Below are 13,383 nucleotides of genomic sequence, written 5' to 3' on the forward strand. Positions count from 1 at the left end.
TCGTCAACTCCACGGGGTGGTGTGGTAGGCGGCGAGCACCAAGGCGCAGGCCGGATCGCCCGTGCAGCGGGTCTCGGTGATGGTCAGCTGCACCGGGCCGAAGCTCTCCGGCCGGTTGCCGGTCATATCGGTCAGGCTGGATCGGATCAGTCGCTCGACCTCGGCGCTGGTCTCCGCCTCGTGCTCGACGAACAGCCCGGCGCCGGAATCGTCGTCACGCAGTACCCAGCCGATACCCGCCGCCGCGGTGTGGCCGACCTCGGTCGCGTGCTGCGCCGCGTAGACGCAGTAGAGCCGATCGCCCCAGGGGATCGGCTTACGTACTCGTCCGCCGCGCTCCAGAACGGCGCGCGGCGGAATCACAGAAGAAAGGCGAATCAAGTTGGCCTCACCCACTCCCAGCTCGCGCAGCGCCGCATCGAAGGCCGACATGGCGGTCGGACCCACCCCGGTCGCGGCGCCGATCTCGATCGTCAGTGGTGCCCCGGAATCGTGCTCCGCGGGTGCGAAACGCGTTCTACCCAGGGGCGGGCGAAGTCGATCGATCCACTGCAGCCCGAGTAGGCAGCTGCGTGGGGTGGTGTGAATCATAATGCCCTCCCGAAACCACCGACCTAATTTGCAGGTCGTTTTTGCGTCAAATTCGACTGTGCGTCAGGATCTCCGATCGCGCACGACTACCGGCCGAAAGCGGTGCTCGGGCGGCGTGTCCCGGACGGTGTCGGCCGACGGGACAGGAGGCTGGACGAACGAGTCGACGACGGGAGAGACCATTGGGCGAGTGGGTGGCGCCGGGGCGGGTCAATATCATCGGCGAACACACCGACTACAACGACGGTTTCGTGCTTCCGATCGCATTGCCGCTGGTGGTGAGGTGTGGAGTGCGGCTGCGCGAGGACGAGCAGATATCGGTGACCTCCCGCCAGCGGCCCGGACATACTGTCCGCGCCGCCGTGTCCGAACTTTCCGGCGCTCGCGACCGGATTCCGGCCTGGGCGCGGTATCCGCTCGGCGTGGTCGCCGAATTCGTCCGTCGCGGGCACCGCGTCGGCGGCGCGGATCTGACGCTCGACGGTGCGGTGCCGATCGGGGCCGGGCTGTCCTCCTCCGCCGCGCTGTCCTGTTCGGTGGCCCTCGCGCTGCGGGACCTGTTCGCCCCCACCGTCACCGATCGCGAGCTGATCGACATCGCGCGCGCCGCCGAGAACGACTACGCCGGGGCGCCGACCGGCGTACTCGACCAGTCCGCGGCGGTATTGTGCACGGCCGGGCACGCGCTGTTCCTCGACGTTCGGCAGTTCACCCGGGGCGCGGACGCCGATGGCGGTGCCTACGAACAGATCCCGTTCGATCTGACGCGGTCCGGACTGGAACTGCTGGTCATCGATACCGGGCAGCCGCATCGACTGGTCGATGGCGGGTACGCGCGGCGGCGGGCCCAGTGTGCGGCGGCGGCCGCGGCGCTCGGACTGCCGTCGCTGCGCGATGTCGCCTCGGTCGCCGACCTGGACCGGATCGCCGATGGCGAGGTGCGGCGTCGTGCTCGGCACGTGGTGACCGAGAACGTGCGCGTGCTCGCGGTTGCCGAAAAGTTGCGAGAGGGTTCGGATCCGCGTGAGATCGGGTCGGTATTGAGCGCCGGGCACGTCTCGCTGCGTGACGATTTCGAGGTGTCGACCCCGGCCTTGGATACGGCTGTGGCGACCGCGATCGAATCCGGGGCGTACGGCGCGCGGATGGTCGGTGGCGGCTTCGGCGGCAGCGCCATCGCCCTGGTCGACCGCGCTGACACCGCGATCGTGGCCGATGCGGTGCGAGAACAGTTCGCCCGCTCCGGATTCCCGCGCCCGCGCACATTTGTCGTGGTGCCCGCCGCGGGCGCGCACCGGGTGGACTGAGCAACCTGGCCCGCCGGCGGGTCTCCGCCAGCATCGACTTCTTCCTGTCCGGCCGATCACTGCCCGCCTGGGTGACCGGCCTGGCCTTCAACTCCGCCAATCTCGGCGCGGTCGAGATCATGGGTATGTCCGCGAACGGCGCCGAATACGGATTCCCCAACATCAACGTCTGGGCCGGGGTGGGCATGGCTGCCGTCGCCCTGATGTTCCGGACCTGGGTCATCCTGCGTCCGGTTGCGGTTCCACCGAACTCGGATTCGACTGCGCCGGAAGCAGATTCCCGCACCGAGCAGTGAGCCGCCGACGCGCAGCCACAACGGCCCGGCTCGGGAAGAGCGATATCTGTACGGCGGCGGAGGACGGAACCCCACCCGATGAGCGTGATCGGGCGGGGCTCCGGATGCGGTATTCGGTTGTGGGGATGCGCCTGTCGACCTATTTGGCCGGGGCGTTGAACGGCTGGTTGGTGGTGACGAAGTACTGGATCGCGGCACCGACGGCCACCGGGGCGGTGATGAAGATCTGGCCGAGCAGGGTGCCCAGTGCGCCGACGGTCAGGATGCCCGCGACGCAGCCGACCGCGGCGGCGGGGATGAACGGACCGAACAGGCCGACGATGGTGGCCGAGGCGACGGTCGCGCCCGCGATGCCGCCGAGGACGCAGCCGATCGCGCCACCGCTGAGACCGCCGAGCAGGGTGCCGATGGAGGCGCCCATGCCGATGGTGCTGGTCATCCGGCTCCAGGCCGCCTGTTCGCGGTCGTATTCGGACTTCCAGGGCGCCTTGTCCTCGAAGGGCAGCGCGACCGGCTTGTAGATCGCCCTGTCCATGGACAGTTGCGGGGTCAGGGTCGCCTCGCGGCCGGAAACCGCTGCGGCGATGGGGAATTCGAACTCGTCGAGGCGGAAGGTCAAGGGGGTGCCTGCGACCACGGTGCCGTTGTCGGCCTTGATCTTCAATGCGTTGTCCTCGACTACGAGGGAACCGGCGTCGATGGAGATGATCGACTGGGTGTCGGTGGCCGCGGCGCGGAACCCGATCGATTCCTGCTGGGCGGGTAGCGGCTCGGCGGAGCCCGCGCCCGCAGTGATGCCGACGGCGGCGGTCATGAACGCGGCGGCCAGGGCGAACTTGGTGATCTTCATGGTGTGCGTCGAATCCTTGTCAGGTTGTGAACGTTCGAGGGGGATGGCCGCGCGAGCCGAATGCGGGCGCGGCCGACCGACGGCCGTGCCTATGACGTATGGCAGGCCGTATTCGTAACGCGCCGGGCGGATTCCCGGCACGAAGTGGAGTTATTCGCTACGCGACGGGGGCGTCCTGGACTGTCCGCTTCCGGCCGATCAGGCCCACGACCACGTCGACGACGAGGAAGGCGAGCAGGCTCAGCCCGACCAGCGGTACGAACCAGCCGACCGCCAGCGCGGCCGCCACCAGCGGCACCGTCAGCAGTGGCGAGGCGGTGCGCAGCGCACCGCGCCGCGGGGCCCGGCCCAGCGCGAACCGCGAAGCGCCACGAGTCGGTCGCCGCTGCCACCACATCCGGTAGCCGAGCACGATCACCACGATCAACCCGATCATGACGGCGAGCAGCAACAGCTGATTGAGCAGGCCGAACATCAGACCCATGTGGAACTGGATACCCCAGCCGGTCAGCTTTGCCATCAGCGGCCAGTCGCTATAGGCGAGCTGCGCCGTCACGGCGCCGGTTGCGCCGTCCACGGCGACCGCGTCCACCGTGTAGGTGCCGGGCATGCGACGTTCCTTCACCGCGAAGGCCTTATCGGATTTGGCCGGAACGGCGATCTCCGAAGCCTGTGTCACGCCCGCGGCGCGCGCCGCGTCGTACACCCGATCGAGTTGCGCGATCCGCAGGCGCGGATCGGCGGGCTGCGGCGCGGCCTGGTGACCACCGTGGTGGTCGCCGCCACCCGATGCGGGTGCGGATGCGGCGGCCCCCGGCAGGGTGGTGCTCACCGCCGGCGTGGTCCAGCTGAGCTGCTTGCGCAGGTCGGTGATGTTCTCGCCCGCGTAGGTGGACCAGGTCATGCCGGTCGCCGATAGCAGGAGAACCACCGGCAGCACCCAGAGCCCGATGGCGCCGTGCCAGTTCATCGTTCGGCCGCGGCCCGCCTTGGAACGGTCGGGGGCGAACAGCCAGCCCGCCGAATTACGGGTGCGGCGGTTCCGGACCCGCCGGATCCACAGCACCAGACCAGCGAGCGCGATAACCCACAGCCAGGAGGCGGCGAGCTCACTGTAGAGGCGGCCGGTGTCGCCGAGGTGCAGATCCCGGTGCAGCTTGTCGATCCAGGTGCGCAGCGGGAGCGCGCCGGAACTGCCGTAGACGACGGATTCGCCGACCGGCTGGGCGGTGTACGGGTTGACGAACACCGCGCGACGCTCGGATTCGCCGAGCGATGGATCGCTGAAGATGACCCGGGTGGTGTCCTGCGCCTCGGGCGCGGGTGCGACGGCCACCAGCGCCAGGTTCGGCTGGGTGGCGACGGCGGCGGTGACCTGCTCGGAGAGCGGGCGCTGCGGTCCGCTCGGCTCGACCTTCAGCAGGTCGTGGGAGACGATCTGTTCCAGGGTCGGGGAGATCGCGTACAGCGCGCCGGTGACGGCGGCGATCAGGATGAACGGGGCGACGAATACGCCCGCGTAGAAATGCAGCCGCATGGCCAGCGCTTGGAGACCGGCGCCGAGCCGGGATGTGCGCTGTGGAGCGGATTCGGAGGGCGGCGCCGAGGGTTCGGCGTCGGTGGTGACGGTTTCTGTTGTGCTCACGATCGTTTCGATTCCGAGGTTCGGGAACCCGGGTCGGCCGTCGGCCGTTGTCGTCGAGTGAGCGGAGCTGTGCGCACAGGGGAAGCGGTGGCACAGACCGATGCCGCACCCTTCGCCGGACCGTGCTCCGAAGAGCTCAGCGGTCGTGAAAGGCGAGGTCCCGCAGCGAAATCAGCGGATCGGCAGCGAGCGACGACGACACGCGAACCATGGGTTCGCGCACCGGGTGTGGAGATGAATTCAGAGGCGAACGGTGAGCGGTGGGCCCCGGGTGCGCAGCGATTCGGCCGCGAAGATGCGCAGGATGACGCGATCGCGGTGGGTGGTGCGCAGCGGCGCCGGATCCGGGATGGCGGGCGCGCGATGGCGCACCGGCAGCACCCGGGCCAGGACGGCGGTGCCGATTCGATAGGCGGCCTCCGCGCCGCGGATGACCAGGGCGGCGACGCAGGCGGCGACGATGTGGGCGGTGATCATCTGCGGGGTCAGCTGGGCATCGCCGTGATGCATATGCCCCGAGCTGAATCCCATGGTGAGGTGGCCGAGCAACTGGCCACCGACGAGCGCGGCGACCAGGCCGGAGGAGGTGTCGCGCAGCGGCGCGAGCCCGGCCACCAGCGCGCCGATCACGACGGAGGCGGCGGCCAGCAGCGCGAGTGTGGTGCTCCCCGGTGCCACGCCCCCGGACGCCCAGCTGTGCGCGGCAATGGAAATGGCCCCCGAGATCGCGCCGGCCGAGCCGCCGCGCAACCGCGCGACGGCGCCGCGGGACCCCGCGGCAGATCGGCCGAACTCGATACTCACGCGCTGATAGTAGCTGACTGATTACTGGTCGCCGCTCAAGCTTCGATCTCCATCTCGATCAGCGGCTTGCGCAGCAGTTTGCCGGTGGCGTTGCGCGGGAGCTCGTCGAGGAAGATCACCTCACGCGGCACCTTGTACCGGGCCAGATTCGCCTTCACGTACTCCTTGATCTCCTGCGGGTCACGCTTGGAGTCCGGGCCGGGGACCACGAACGCGCGCAGCCGCTTTCCGAACTCCCGGTCGTCGACGCCGACGACCGCGGCCTCGAAGATGTCGTCGCGGCCCGCGATGAGGTTCTCCACCTCGAGCGGGAAGACGTTCTCGCCGCCGGAGACGATCATGTCGTCGTCGCGGCCATCGATGTAGAGCAGCCCGTCGGCGTCGAAGTGTCCGACATCGCCGCTGGACATCATGCCGTCCACGATCTCCTTGGTGCGGCCGTCGGTGTAGCCGGTGAAGGCGAAACCGTTGTCCACGAAGATGGTGCCGGTGACATTCGGCTGGGTGATCGGTTTGCGGTTCTCGTCCAGCAGCACGATCCGGATGCCGACCGGCGCCTTGCCCGCGGTGGTCGGCGCCTTGCGCAGATCCTCGGGGGTCGCCACGGTCATGACCGCGCACTCGGTGGAGCCGTACAGGTTGTAGAGGCTGTCGTTGAAGTAGTCGAGGGTCCGGGTGACCACGTCCGGTGCGATGGCCGAACCCGCCGCGAAGATCACCTTGATGCTGCTCGGGTCGTACTTGGCCAGTACCTCGTCACCGAGGTCGAGGATGCGCTGCAGCATCGTCGGCACCACGACCAGCGAATCCGCCCGGTACCGGGCGATATTCGCCAGCGTCAGCTCCGGGTCGAAGCGGCGCTGCTGGAAGACCACCCGATTGCCCAGCGCAAGGCCGAGGGTGAACTGCGACAGGCCGGTGCCGTGGAAGATCGGCGCCGCCATGATCATGGTGCCGTTGTTCGGCAGCGGCACCCGATCCACGAACTGCGCGGAGGCGAACGGGCTCACTCGGTCACGCGGTGCGCCCTTCGGGGTGCCGGTGGTACCGCTGGTCAAGATGACCAGGCCGCCCGGCTTGGCGGGGGCGGACAGCGGCGCGGTGGACCGACCCGCCGCCAGCGATTCCAGGGTCGGGATCGACGGATCGACGCCGTCCTTCTCGTCCACCCAGGTGAGGATCCGGGGGATGTCGGCCGGGATGGCGCTCATCAGGTCGACGAACTCGCTGTCGTGCAGCACCGCCTTGACCTTTTCGCGGGTGGCGACGTCGGCGAACTGCGGCTTGGCGAAACCGGTGTTCATCAGCACCGCTCGCACGCCGAGCTTGCCCGCGGCGAGCAGGCTCAGCACCATGCCGCGGTGGTCGCGGGCAAGCAGCGCGATCACGTCACCGGGCTTGATGCCCTGGGCTTCGAGGCCGCGGGCCACGGCGTTCGACCGGTCGTTCAGCTCACCGAAGGTGAGCTCACCACGTTCGTCCACAATGGCCGCGGCCTTCGGCCTGGTCTGGGCGGCATGCATGACCACACCGGCGAACGGACCGAACTTCAGCACGTTGAACGCCGACCTGGCGGCATGATCGGGCCTGAGCGGATTGAACAACCGCCGCTTGACCATGACATTCACGCCCAACGCGGCATCGGCCGCCTTGCGCGCGGTGCCACTCAGGGCAGGGAAGGAACGAGACGACATCGACAACAACCTTCCGCGATCCACCCACTGAGACTGAAGGTGGTGTGGACCGCAACTTCGAGATCCAGTGCTGCCGCTAACAATAGCAAGCAACTCTGGATATTTGTGGTCGTCGTCTCAGCGTCGTCTCGGCGTCGTCCTCCCGCCTACGCGTCGACCTCGTAGTCCACCAGTACCCGGCGCAGCAGCTTGCCGGTGGGGTTACGGGGCAGATCGTCGAGGAAGACGACCTCGCGGGGCACCTTGTAGCGGGCCAAGTTGTCCCTGACGTAGGCCTTGATCCCCTCGGCGTCGGGGGAGTGGCCCGGTTCGGGGACGACGAAGGCGCGCAGGCGTTTGCCGAACTCGACGTCGTCGACGCCGATGACCGCGGCGTCGAACACGTCCGCGCGTTCCAGCAGCAGATTCTCCACCTCCTGCGGGAAGACGTTCTCGCCGCCGGAGATGATCATGTCGTCGTCGCGGCCGTCCACCATGAGCAGGCCGTGTTCGTCGAGATGGCCGACGTCGCCGCTGGACATGAAGCCGTCGATGATCTGCTTGTGGCGGCCGTCGGTGTAGCCCTCGAACGGGGCGCCGCTGCGGACGAAGATGCGTGCGGTGGTGTTGATCGCGGTAACCCGCTGGTCATTGTCGTCGTAGAGCCGGATTTCGCAGGTCACGGGCGCGCGGCCGACGGTGCCGGGCGCAAGCGCGAGATCCTCCGGATTGGCGACGGTGGCCACGGCGCATTCGGTCGACCCGTAGAGGTTGTAGAGGACCGGACCGAAGACCTGGGTGGCCTTGATACACAGCTCGGGGGACAGCGCCGAACCCGCCAGCAGGATGCACTTCAGTGAGGAGGTGTCATATTTTGCGCGGACCTCGGCGGGCAGTTCGGTCATTCGATGCAGCATGGTCGGCACCGCGACCAGCATCTCCGCTCGGTGCTCGGCGACCATCCGCAGCGTCGCCTCGGCGTCGAAGCGGCGGCGCACCACCACCTTGTTGCCGATGGCCGCGCCGACCAGCCAGGCACCGAGGCCGGTGCTGTGGAAGATCGGCGACACGATGACCTGGGTCCCCCTGACCGGGAACGCGATGCGGTCGATCAGCTGCGCGGTGGCCAGCGGGGTCACCTTGCTGCGCGGCGCCCCCTTCGGCAGGCCGGTGGTGCCGCTGGTGAGGATGATGAATCCGCCGGGTTTGGACGGCGCGGGCAACTCTTCGGTGGAGTTGGCGGCGATCAGATCGTCCAGCGTCTGCGCACCCGCGGGCAGTTCGGTGCCTTCGTCGACCCAGGTCAGGTAGCGCGGCAGCTCCGGGGGCAGCGCGTCGAGCAGGCCGAGGAATTCGCTGTCGTGCAGGACCGCCTTGACCTTCTCCCGTTCGCATACCTCGGCGAACTGCGGCTTGGCGAACCCGGTGTTCATCAGCGCGACTCGTACTCCGAGCTTGCCCGCCGCGACCATGGACAGGATCAGGCCGCGGTGGTCGCGGCAGAGCACGCCGATCACCGTGCCCTCCGTGATTCCGGCTGCACGCAAACCGCGAGCGATTGCGGTGGACTGCTCGTCCAGCTGCCGGTACGTCAGCTCGCCGCGCTCGTCGACCAGCGCCGGGGCTTCGGGCGCGACGCGGGCCGAATGGCGCACCAGCGTCGCCTGCGCCCCGTAGACCTGGGACTCCTTCATGGTCCGTAGCGTCTCCAGCGGCTTGCGCGGGTCGGAGACCCCGCGGCTCCGCAGCAGCCCGAGCGCCTTCACGACCTCGACCGCGTGCGCAACCTTCATGTCGAAACACCTCCACAGCAACCTCGCGAGGTACTCGACCAAGCGACTCGAAACGGCATGTGTGCACACCGTAGCAGTGAGTGTTCCAGGTCACAGGTAAAGCCGACAAAGCGGACAGGCTGAGATTGTGAGTTCTCACGAAATCGGGCGGTCGCGGTCGTCGGGGGCTTGCCGCGGCGAAGGCTGGAGTCGGGTGCCGCCTACTCTGTGGTCGCGCCCGGCGCCCCGCGGTCTCGGGGCCGCTCCGCGTCAACCCGCCCCGAGGCCGTGCCTGGACATCCGAGCCGGGTGCGGGGAACATGCCTCAGCGTCGGGCACTGGCCAAGGCCACCATCAGGGGGACTACGCGTCCGGAGGGGACCTCGAAGCGTCCGCGCCCCACGGTATGCAGCCAGCCGACGGCGGCCAGCTGACGGAGGTGGTGATACACCTGCCCGGAGGTTCCGACCCCGTCGACCCCGGCCAGTTCGGCCGCCGTCCGGCGGCCGGCGAGGATCTCCTGCAGCAGTCGTAGGCGCACCGGGTTCCCCAGCGCGGCAAGGCATTCGGCCGCTTCGTAGCCTTCGTCGGCGAGGAGGTCGTCGGTGGTGAACCCCATCTGCCAGCCGTACTGTTCGCCGGTGGGCAGTCGTAGCGACCCGGCGAAGAGGACCCCGCCGTTGGGCTCGTTGGCCGCCGCGAATACCTCCTGCAATTGGTTCGATGCCCAGAGTTCGTCCCCGGGCGTTACCGCCGTCCGCTCCGGCCCCTGCTGCGCAGCCTCCACCACCGCCAGCCGCCGCTCCAGTTCCGCCACGCGCGCTGCCAGGTCCATGCCCTCAAATTACGAAAGTACGTAATTCCTGACAAGAGTTACGGTTTCGGCAACGCTAGGGTGCTGCCATGCGTATTGCGGCCTTGGTAGCACTCGTCCTCCTCGCGGCGGCCTGCTCGGCGACGGACCACAGTTCCCACCAGACCCCGAGTTCATCGGGCGCGGCGACCACCGCGCCGTCCACCGCGGCCGCGGCGAGGTCGGCCCCTGCCAGCGGCGCCCCGATCAAAGAGGTTGTGGCATGGGTGGATGCGGGTACCCGGGTCGACCCGTCGAAATACGGGACGGCCAGCACGCAGGACGGCGCCTCGACCACCCTGGAAGGCGGCGACCTGGCCTTCACCAGTCCCTCGGGCAAGATCAAATGTATGACCGACCACCACAGCGGGCGCACGGTTCTGGTCTGCCTGGTCGATCTGAAGAATCCGCCCGCGGAACCCGAAGGGCAGCAGGGCAACTGGATCGGTGGCTGGGTCGAGTACGCGCGGCAGACGCTGACGGTCGGCGGATTGCACGGCGACCCAGGGCCTTTCGTCCGCGGCTTCGGCGCCGAACTTCCCTACGGATCCCGGATCAGTTGGCAGGGCAACCGGTGTCGCATGGATTCGACCGGTCTCCTCTGCGTGGACGCCGACGCGGGTTCCGGTTTCCGGATCAGCGATTCCGGGGTGGTGCCCTTCGGATGTCTGCGGGAACGGGACGTGCCGTCGGGAGTGAACGTGGGCGAGTATTTCGATTGCTGAGGTGGCGCGTTCGTAATACCGAGCGCTCCGGCACCCATCGTGCGGGTGCCGGAGCGCGGTGTCGTCATGCGGGGTAGCGGGCGTCAGTTGTAGATGGCGCCCAGCGACGGGAACGAGATGGTGCCCAGCTTGTACTGGTACCCATCCGGGTTGGCATCGCTCACCGGAACAGACCACCGGTGCCACAGGGTGCCGTAGACCGCCGTCACGATCAGGCCGCGGCCGGTGTCCACCGGCCGCGACCGGATGGTGGTGTCGACAAGCACGTCATTGTGCTCGGTCAGCACCTCGGTTCCGCTGCGCCCGTTGGACAGGTTGAGCCAGATCACCTCGAGCTTGGCTCCATTCTGATTCGGGGAGATGTTGCCGGGCCCGCCGAAGAATCCGAACCGGAATCCGTCCGTGGCGAGTGCGATACCCGAGCCGTAGACGCCGGGTCCTTCGCCCCGCCCGATATCCGAATGCGCGGGAACCTGGTACGGCTGTGCGGGCAGGGCTACCTCCCTGGCTTCCGCGATCCGCTCCCGATCCGCCAGCAGCCGGTCTACCGCCTGTTCAGCGGCCGGATTGCCTGCCGCGGCCACCCGCAACTGCTGGGTGGCCGCGGTCCAGTCGATCGCGACCGGTTCGGCCGTGGCATGACCGCCGAAGGCGATCGCGACCACGGCCGTGGCGGCCAGAGCAGCCGAGAAGTGACGCACAAAACTCAGTCGACGCATAACCAGTCTCCTCGAAGAGTCACAGGTACAGCTTGCTGAAATTCGCGCCCCACTGTAGGGGAGGGCTTCCAGGTAATCCGACGCGGCCGGGCATTAACGACACAACCCGGTCGATAGTTAGTAGGGTCGCAGTGTGGAACTAGTCAAGCCGTTCACGGCACAGCAATTCGAACAGGGCCTTGCATCGTGGGCGTGGATCGGCCTCGACGGTAAAACGCCCCTGTGCGCCTCCCTTTTCGGTGATGTTTTCTTCGAAGCGGAAGACGGCCTGTGGTGGCTGGATTCGCTCAATGGCGAGCTCACCCGCCCGTGGGACGACCCGGACGCGCTCGAAGCCGAACTGAACACCCACGATGGCATGGAACAGTATCTGCTGGCCAGCCTGGCGCTGGATGCGGCGGAGAACGGGCTGGTTCCGGGTGAGGGCGCCGTCTACGACTTCGCGCACCCGCCGATCCTCGGCGGTGAACTATCGGTCGAGAATCTGCAGATCCTCGATTTCGCGGTCAGTCTCAATGTTTCCGGCCAAATGCATCAGCAGGTCGGCGCACTTCCACCCGGCGCTGAAGTGCGCGTCAATATCGAGTGACGACTTCGGGTCGGCCAATAGCCGACAGCTCCGGTTAATTCGACAACCTTCCGGGTCACATCTTGCCGAACCGCGTCGGCTGCTCACCGGTGACGAAAAACCGGTGCGAGCCGGGTGGTCGACTCGCACCGGTTTTCCGTTGCGGAACTGGCTATTTCGGCGTTACTTCAGCTCGGCGCTGGTCTTGCCGAGCACCCGGCGGGCCACGATCAGCTGCTGGATCTGCTGGGTGCCTTCGAAGATGTCGAGAATCTTGCGTCGGGTTTCAGGACATCTGCCGGTTCGACGCTGAAACCTGCTGCGAACTGCGGTGATCAATCTCGGTTCTTCTCGACGGATCTGACGCCTTCCCGGCATCCCACGGCCTGTAGACGGCCTGGGGTTTCGGCCGATCTCCCCGCCGGGCCGTCTATTCCGGAGGCAGACTCGGGTGGGGATTCGGGGTATCCGAGTGGATGCTGCGGTCGTGAGACTTGGCGTTTCGGTACCCGACTGTCCGGCTGTGTCCGGGGTTCTTGTGTCGCCTACGTGTCATCGGGATGGTCGTCATGAAGCCTGCGCCGAGGATTCCCAGGCGCAGCCTACTGGCCAGGTTGCCGCCCGGATCCGACACTGGACTTATCTGTACAGGATCCTGTACAGTAGGGACATGAAGCCGATGAACTACACCGAGGCGCGGGCTAACCTCGCGTCAGTTCTCGATAGCGCCACCGAAGACCTGGAAGAGGTGGTGGTTACCCGCGCAGGGCACGAACCTGCCGTGGTTGTCGCCCTTAGTGAGTACGAGGCGCTGAAGGAGACTGCGTACTTGTTGGGTAATCCAGCTAATGCGCGACATCTCGAACGCTCTATCGCAGAACATCGCGGCGGTGAGGCGATGCCTCGGGAGCTGGTGGATATTGATGAGGATGAAGATGGAGAGGAAGCGACGCCTCGTCGGAAGAAGGTGCGTATCTACCGTCCCGCCAGCCCGGATGCAGCGTTCTCCATGGGTGATCTCCGTGATCTCCTCTACATCGCCGGTCTTAAAGGCACCGATTTTGCGGACGCTGATCGAGTAGAGGACTTCGTTGAACGCCTCCGTGAAGCGGCGAGTGTGGCGAAGCCCAAGGGCAAGACGACCGGTCCTAAGGCCGCCAAGTGAAGCTGACGTTCACCGATGCCGCCTGGGATGACTACCAGTGGTGGCTGGCAAACGACAAGCGCACCTTGCGCCGGATTAATACGCTGATCGAGGACATCAAACGTAATGGCTATCAAGGTATCGGGAAGCCGGAAGCATTGAAACACGGCCTGGCTGGCTACTGGTCAAGGCGGATTACCAGTGAACACCGGATTGTGTACGCGATCGAGGATGACGCGGTTGTGGTCATCGCGTGCCGCTACCACTACGAGTGATGCAGCGTCGTGGCGGATAGATCGCCTATCCGCCACCTACTCCCCCGCTTCCTCATACTGGCCGTCCTGTGCTGAGGGAGGGTTAGTCAAGGGTGCCGTAGGCATCGCGGAGCGACGCGAAGCGCCCTTTACTCACCCGGTGCGAAGTCAGAGAATCGGGC

At 67.1% G+C, this 13,383-nt stretch carries 14 protein-coding genes and 1 pseudogene; 6 read left to right on the forward strand and 9 right to left on the reverse strand.

Going from position 1 to position 13,383, the window contains the following annotated elements:
- Window positions 1–3: 3 nt before the first annotated feature.
- Window positions 4–591 (reverse strand): pyruvoyl-dependent arginine decarboxylase, encoded by a 588-nt coding sequence (locus tag AB0H61_RS30070; protein ID WP_357311003.1) that lies wholly within the window; start codon window positions 589–591, stop codon window positions 4–6.
- Window positions 592–773: 182 nt separating this feature from the next.
- Here AB0H61_RS30070 and galK point away from each other — a divergent pair, with 182 nt between their 5' ends.
- Both galK and AB0H61_RS30080 read left to right on the forward strand, forming a co-directional pair.
- On the forward strand, window positions 774–1,898 hold the full coding sequence (galK, locus tag AB0H61_RS30075) for a galactokinase (protein ID WP_357311005.1): 1,125 nt from the start codon (window positions 774–776) through the stop codon (window positions 1,896–1,898).
- A pseudogene (locus AB0H61_RS30080) lies at window positions 1,892–2,194 on the forward strand (hypothetical protein); the annotation flags it as partial. The gene galK and the pseudogene AB0H61_RS30080, both read left to right, overlap by 7 nt.
- Window positions 2,195–2,333: 139 nt before the next feature.
- Here the strand turns inward: AB0H61_RS30080 and AB0H61_RS30085 are convergent.
- The 6 genes from AB0H61_RS30085 to AB0H61_RS30110 all read right to left on the reverse strand — a co-directional run bounded on the left by AB0H61_RS30085 (window position 2,334) and on the right by AB0H61_RS30110 (window position 9,773).
- The gene (locus tag AB0H61_RS30085; protein ID WP_357311007.1) at window positions 2,334–3,044 is read right to left on the reverse strand and encodes a hypothetical protein; all 711 of its coding nucleotides are present in this window, start codon (window positions 3,042–3,044) and stop codon (window positions 2,334–2,336) included.
- Between the two features lie 157 nt (window positions 3,045–3,201).
- The gene (locus tag AB0H61_RS30090; RefSeq protein WP_357311009.1) at window positions 3,202–4,689 is read right to left on the reverse strand and encodes a PepSY domain-containing protein; all 1,488 of its coding nucleotides are present in this window, start codon (window positions 4,687–4,689) and stop codon (window positions 3,202–3,204) included.
- 240 nt (window positions 4,690–4,929) lie between these two features.
- Window positions 4,930–5,493, reverse strand: a complete 564-nt coding sequence (locus AB0H61_RS30095; protein ID WP_357311011.1) for a hypothetical protein — start codon at window positions 5,491–5,493, stop codon at window positions 4,930–4,932.
- 35 nt (window positions 5,494–5,528) lie between these two features.
- Window positions 5,529–7,187 carry an acyl-CoA synthetase gene (locus tag AB0H61_RS30100; protein WP_357311013.1) on the reverse strand — a complete coding sequence of 553 codons (1,659 nt, stop codon included), beginning with the start codon at window positions 7,185–7,187 and terminating at the stop codon, window positions 5,529–5,531.
- Window positions 7,188–7,333: 146 nt separating this feature from the next.
- On the reverse strand, window positions 7,334–8,959 hold the full coding sequence (locus AB0H61_RS30105) for an acyl-CoA synthetase (RefSeq protein WP_357311015.1): 1,626 nt from the start codon (window positions 8,957–8,959) through the stop codon (window positions 7,334–7,336).
- Between the two features lie 304 nt (window positions 8,960–9,263).
- Window positions 9,264–9,773, reverse strand: a complete 510-nt coding sequence (locus tag AB0H61_RS30110; protein ID WP_357311017.1) for a helix-turn-helix domain-containing protein — start codon at window positions 9,771–9,773, stop codon at window positions 9,264–9,266.
- A gap of 68 nt (window positions 9,774–9,841) precedes the next feature.
- On the opposite strand from AB0H61_RS30110, the gene AB0H61_RS30115 reads away from it, so the two are divergent.
- Complete coding sequence (locus AB0H61_RS30115) at window positions 9,842–10,516, forward strand: hypothetical protein (RefSeq protein WP_357311019.1); 675 nt, start codon at window positions 9,842–9,844, stop codon at window positions 10,514–10,516.
- 83 nt (window positions 10,517–10,599) lie between these two features.
- On the opposite strand, the gene AB0H61_RS30120 is transcribed toward AB0H61_RS30115, so the two are convergent.
- A complete protein-coding gene (locus AB0H61_RS30120; protein WP_357311021.1) occupies window positions 10,600–11,235 on the reverse strand; it encodes a hypothetical protein in 636 nt (211 codons plus the stop codon).
- 133 nt (window positions 11,236–11,368) lie between these two features.
- Here AB0H61_RS30120 and AB0H61_RS30125 point away from each other — a divergent pair, with 133 nt between their 5' ends.
- Window positions 11,369–11,824, forward strand: a complete 456-nt coding sequence (locus AB0H61_RS30125; RefSeq protein WP_357311023.1) for a T6SS immunity protein Tdi1 domain-containing protein — start codon at window positions 11,369–11,371, stop codon at window positions 11,822–11,824.
- Window positions 11,825–11,986: 162 nt separating this feature from the next.
- On the opposite strand, the gene AB0H61_RS30130 is transcribed toward AB0H61_RS30125, so the two are convergent.
- Window positions 11,987–12,142 carry a hypothetical protein gene (locus AB0H61_RS30130; RefSeq protein ID WP_357311091.1) on the reverse strand — a complete coding sequence of 52 codons (156 nt, stop codon included), beginning with the start codon at window positions 12,140–12,142 and terminating at the stop codon, window positions 11,987–11,989.
- Between the two features lie 331 nt (window positions 12,143–12,473).
- Between AB0H61_RS30130 and AB0H61_RS30135 the strand changes: the two genes are divergently transcribed.
- Together AB0H61_RS30135 and AB0H61_RS30140 are read left to right on the forward strand one after the other, a co-directional pair.
- Window positions 12,474–12,968, forward strand: a complete 495-nt coding sequence (locus tag AB0H61_RS30135) for a type II toxin-antitoxin system prevent-host-death family antitoxin (RefSeq protein WP_357311025.1) — start codon at window positions 12,474–12,476, stop codon at window positions 12,966–12,968.
- Window positions 12,965–13,222 (forward strand): Txe/YoeB family addiction module toxin, encoded by a 258-nt coding sequence (locus AB0H61_RS30140; RefSeq protein ID WP_357311027.1) that lies wholly within the window; start codon window positions 12,965–12,967, stop codon window positions 13,220–13,222. The genes AB0H61_RS30135 and AB0H61_RS30140 overlap by 4 nt, the downstream gene beginning before the upstream one ends.
- The last annotated feature ends 161 nt before the right edge of the window (window positions 13,223–13,383 follow it).

This window comes from Nocardia sp. NPDC050710 (genome assembly GCF_040654375.1).
Classification (GTDB): Bacteria; Actinomycetota; Actinomycetes; order Mycobacteriales; family Mycobacteriaceae; genus Nocardia.

Coding starts and splice junctions, on each gene's coding strand:
- AB0H61_RS30100 (WP_357311013.1), bottom strand. CDS start 7,187: ATGTCGTCTCGTTCCTTCCCTGCCCTGAGTGGCACCGCGCGCAAGGCG.
- AB0H61_RS30105 (WP_357311015.1), bottom strand. CDS start 8,959: ATGAAGGTTGCGCACGCGGTCGAGGTCGTGAAGGCGCTCGGGCTGCTG.
- AB0H61_RS30110 (WP_357311017.1), bottom strand. CDS start 9,773: ATGGACCTGGCAGCGCGCGTGGCGGAACTGGAGCGGCGGCTGGCGGTG.
- AB0H61_RS30085 (WP_357311007.1), bottom strand. CDS start 3,044: ATGAAGATCACCAAGTTCGCCCTGGCCGCCGCGTTCATGACCGCCGCC.
- AB0H61_RS30135 (WP_357311025.1), top strand. CDS start 12,474: ATGAAGCCGATGAACTACACCGAGGCGCGGGCTAACCTCGCGTCAGTT.
- AB0H61_RS30115 (WP_357311019.1), top strand. CDS start 9,842: ATGCGTATTGCGGCCTTGGTAGCACTCGTCCTCCTCGCGGCGGCCTGC.
- AB0H61_RS30120 (WP_357311021.1), bottom strand. CDS start 11,235: ATGCGTCGACTGAGTTTTGTGCGTCACTTCTCGGCTGCTCTGGCCGCC.
- AB0H61_RS30070 (WP_357311003.1), bottom strand. CDS start 591: ATGATTCACACCACCCCACGCAGCTGCCTACTCGGGCTGCAGTGGATC.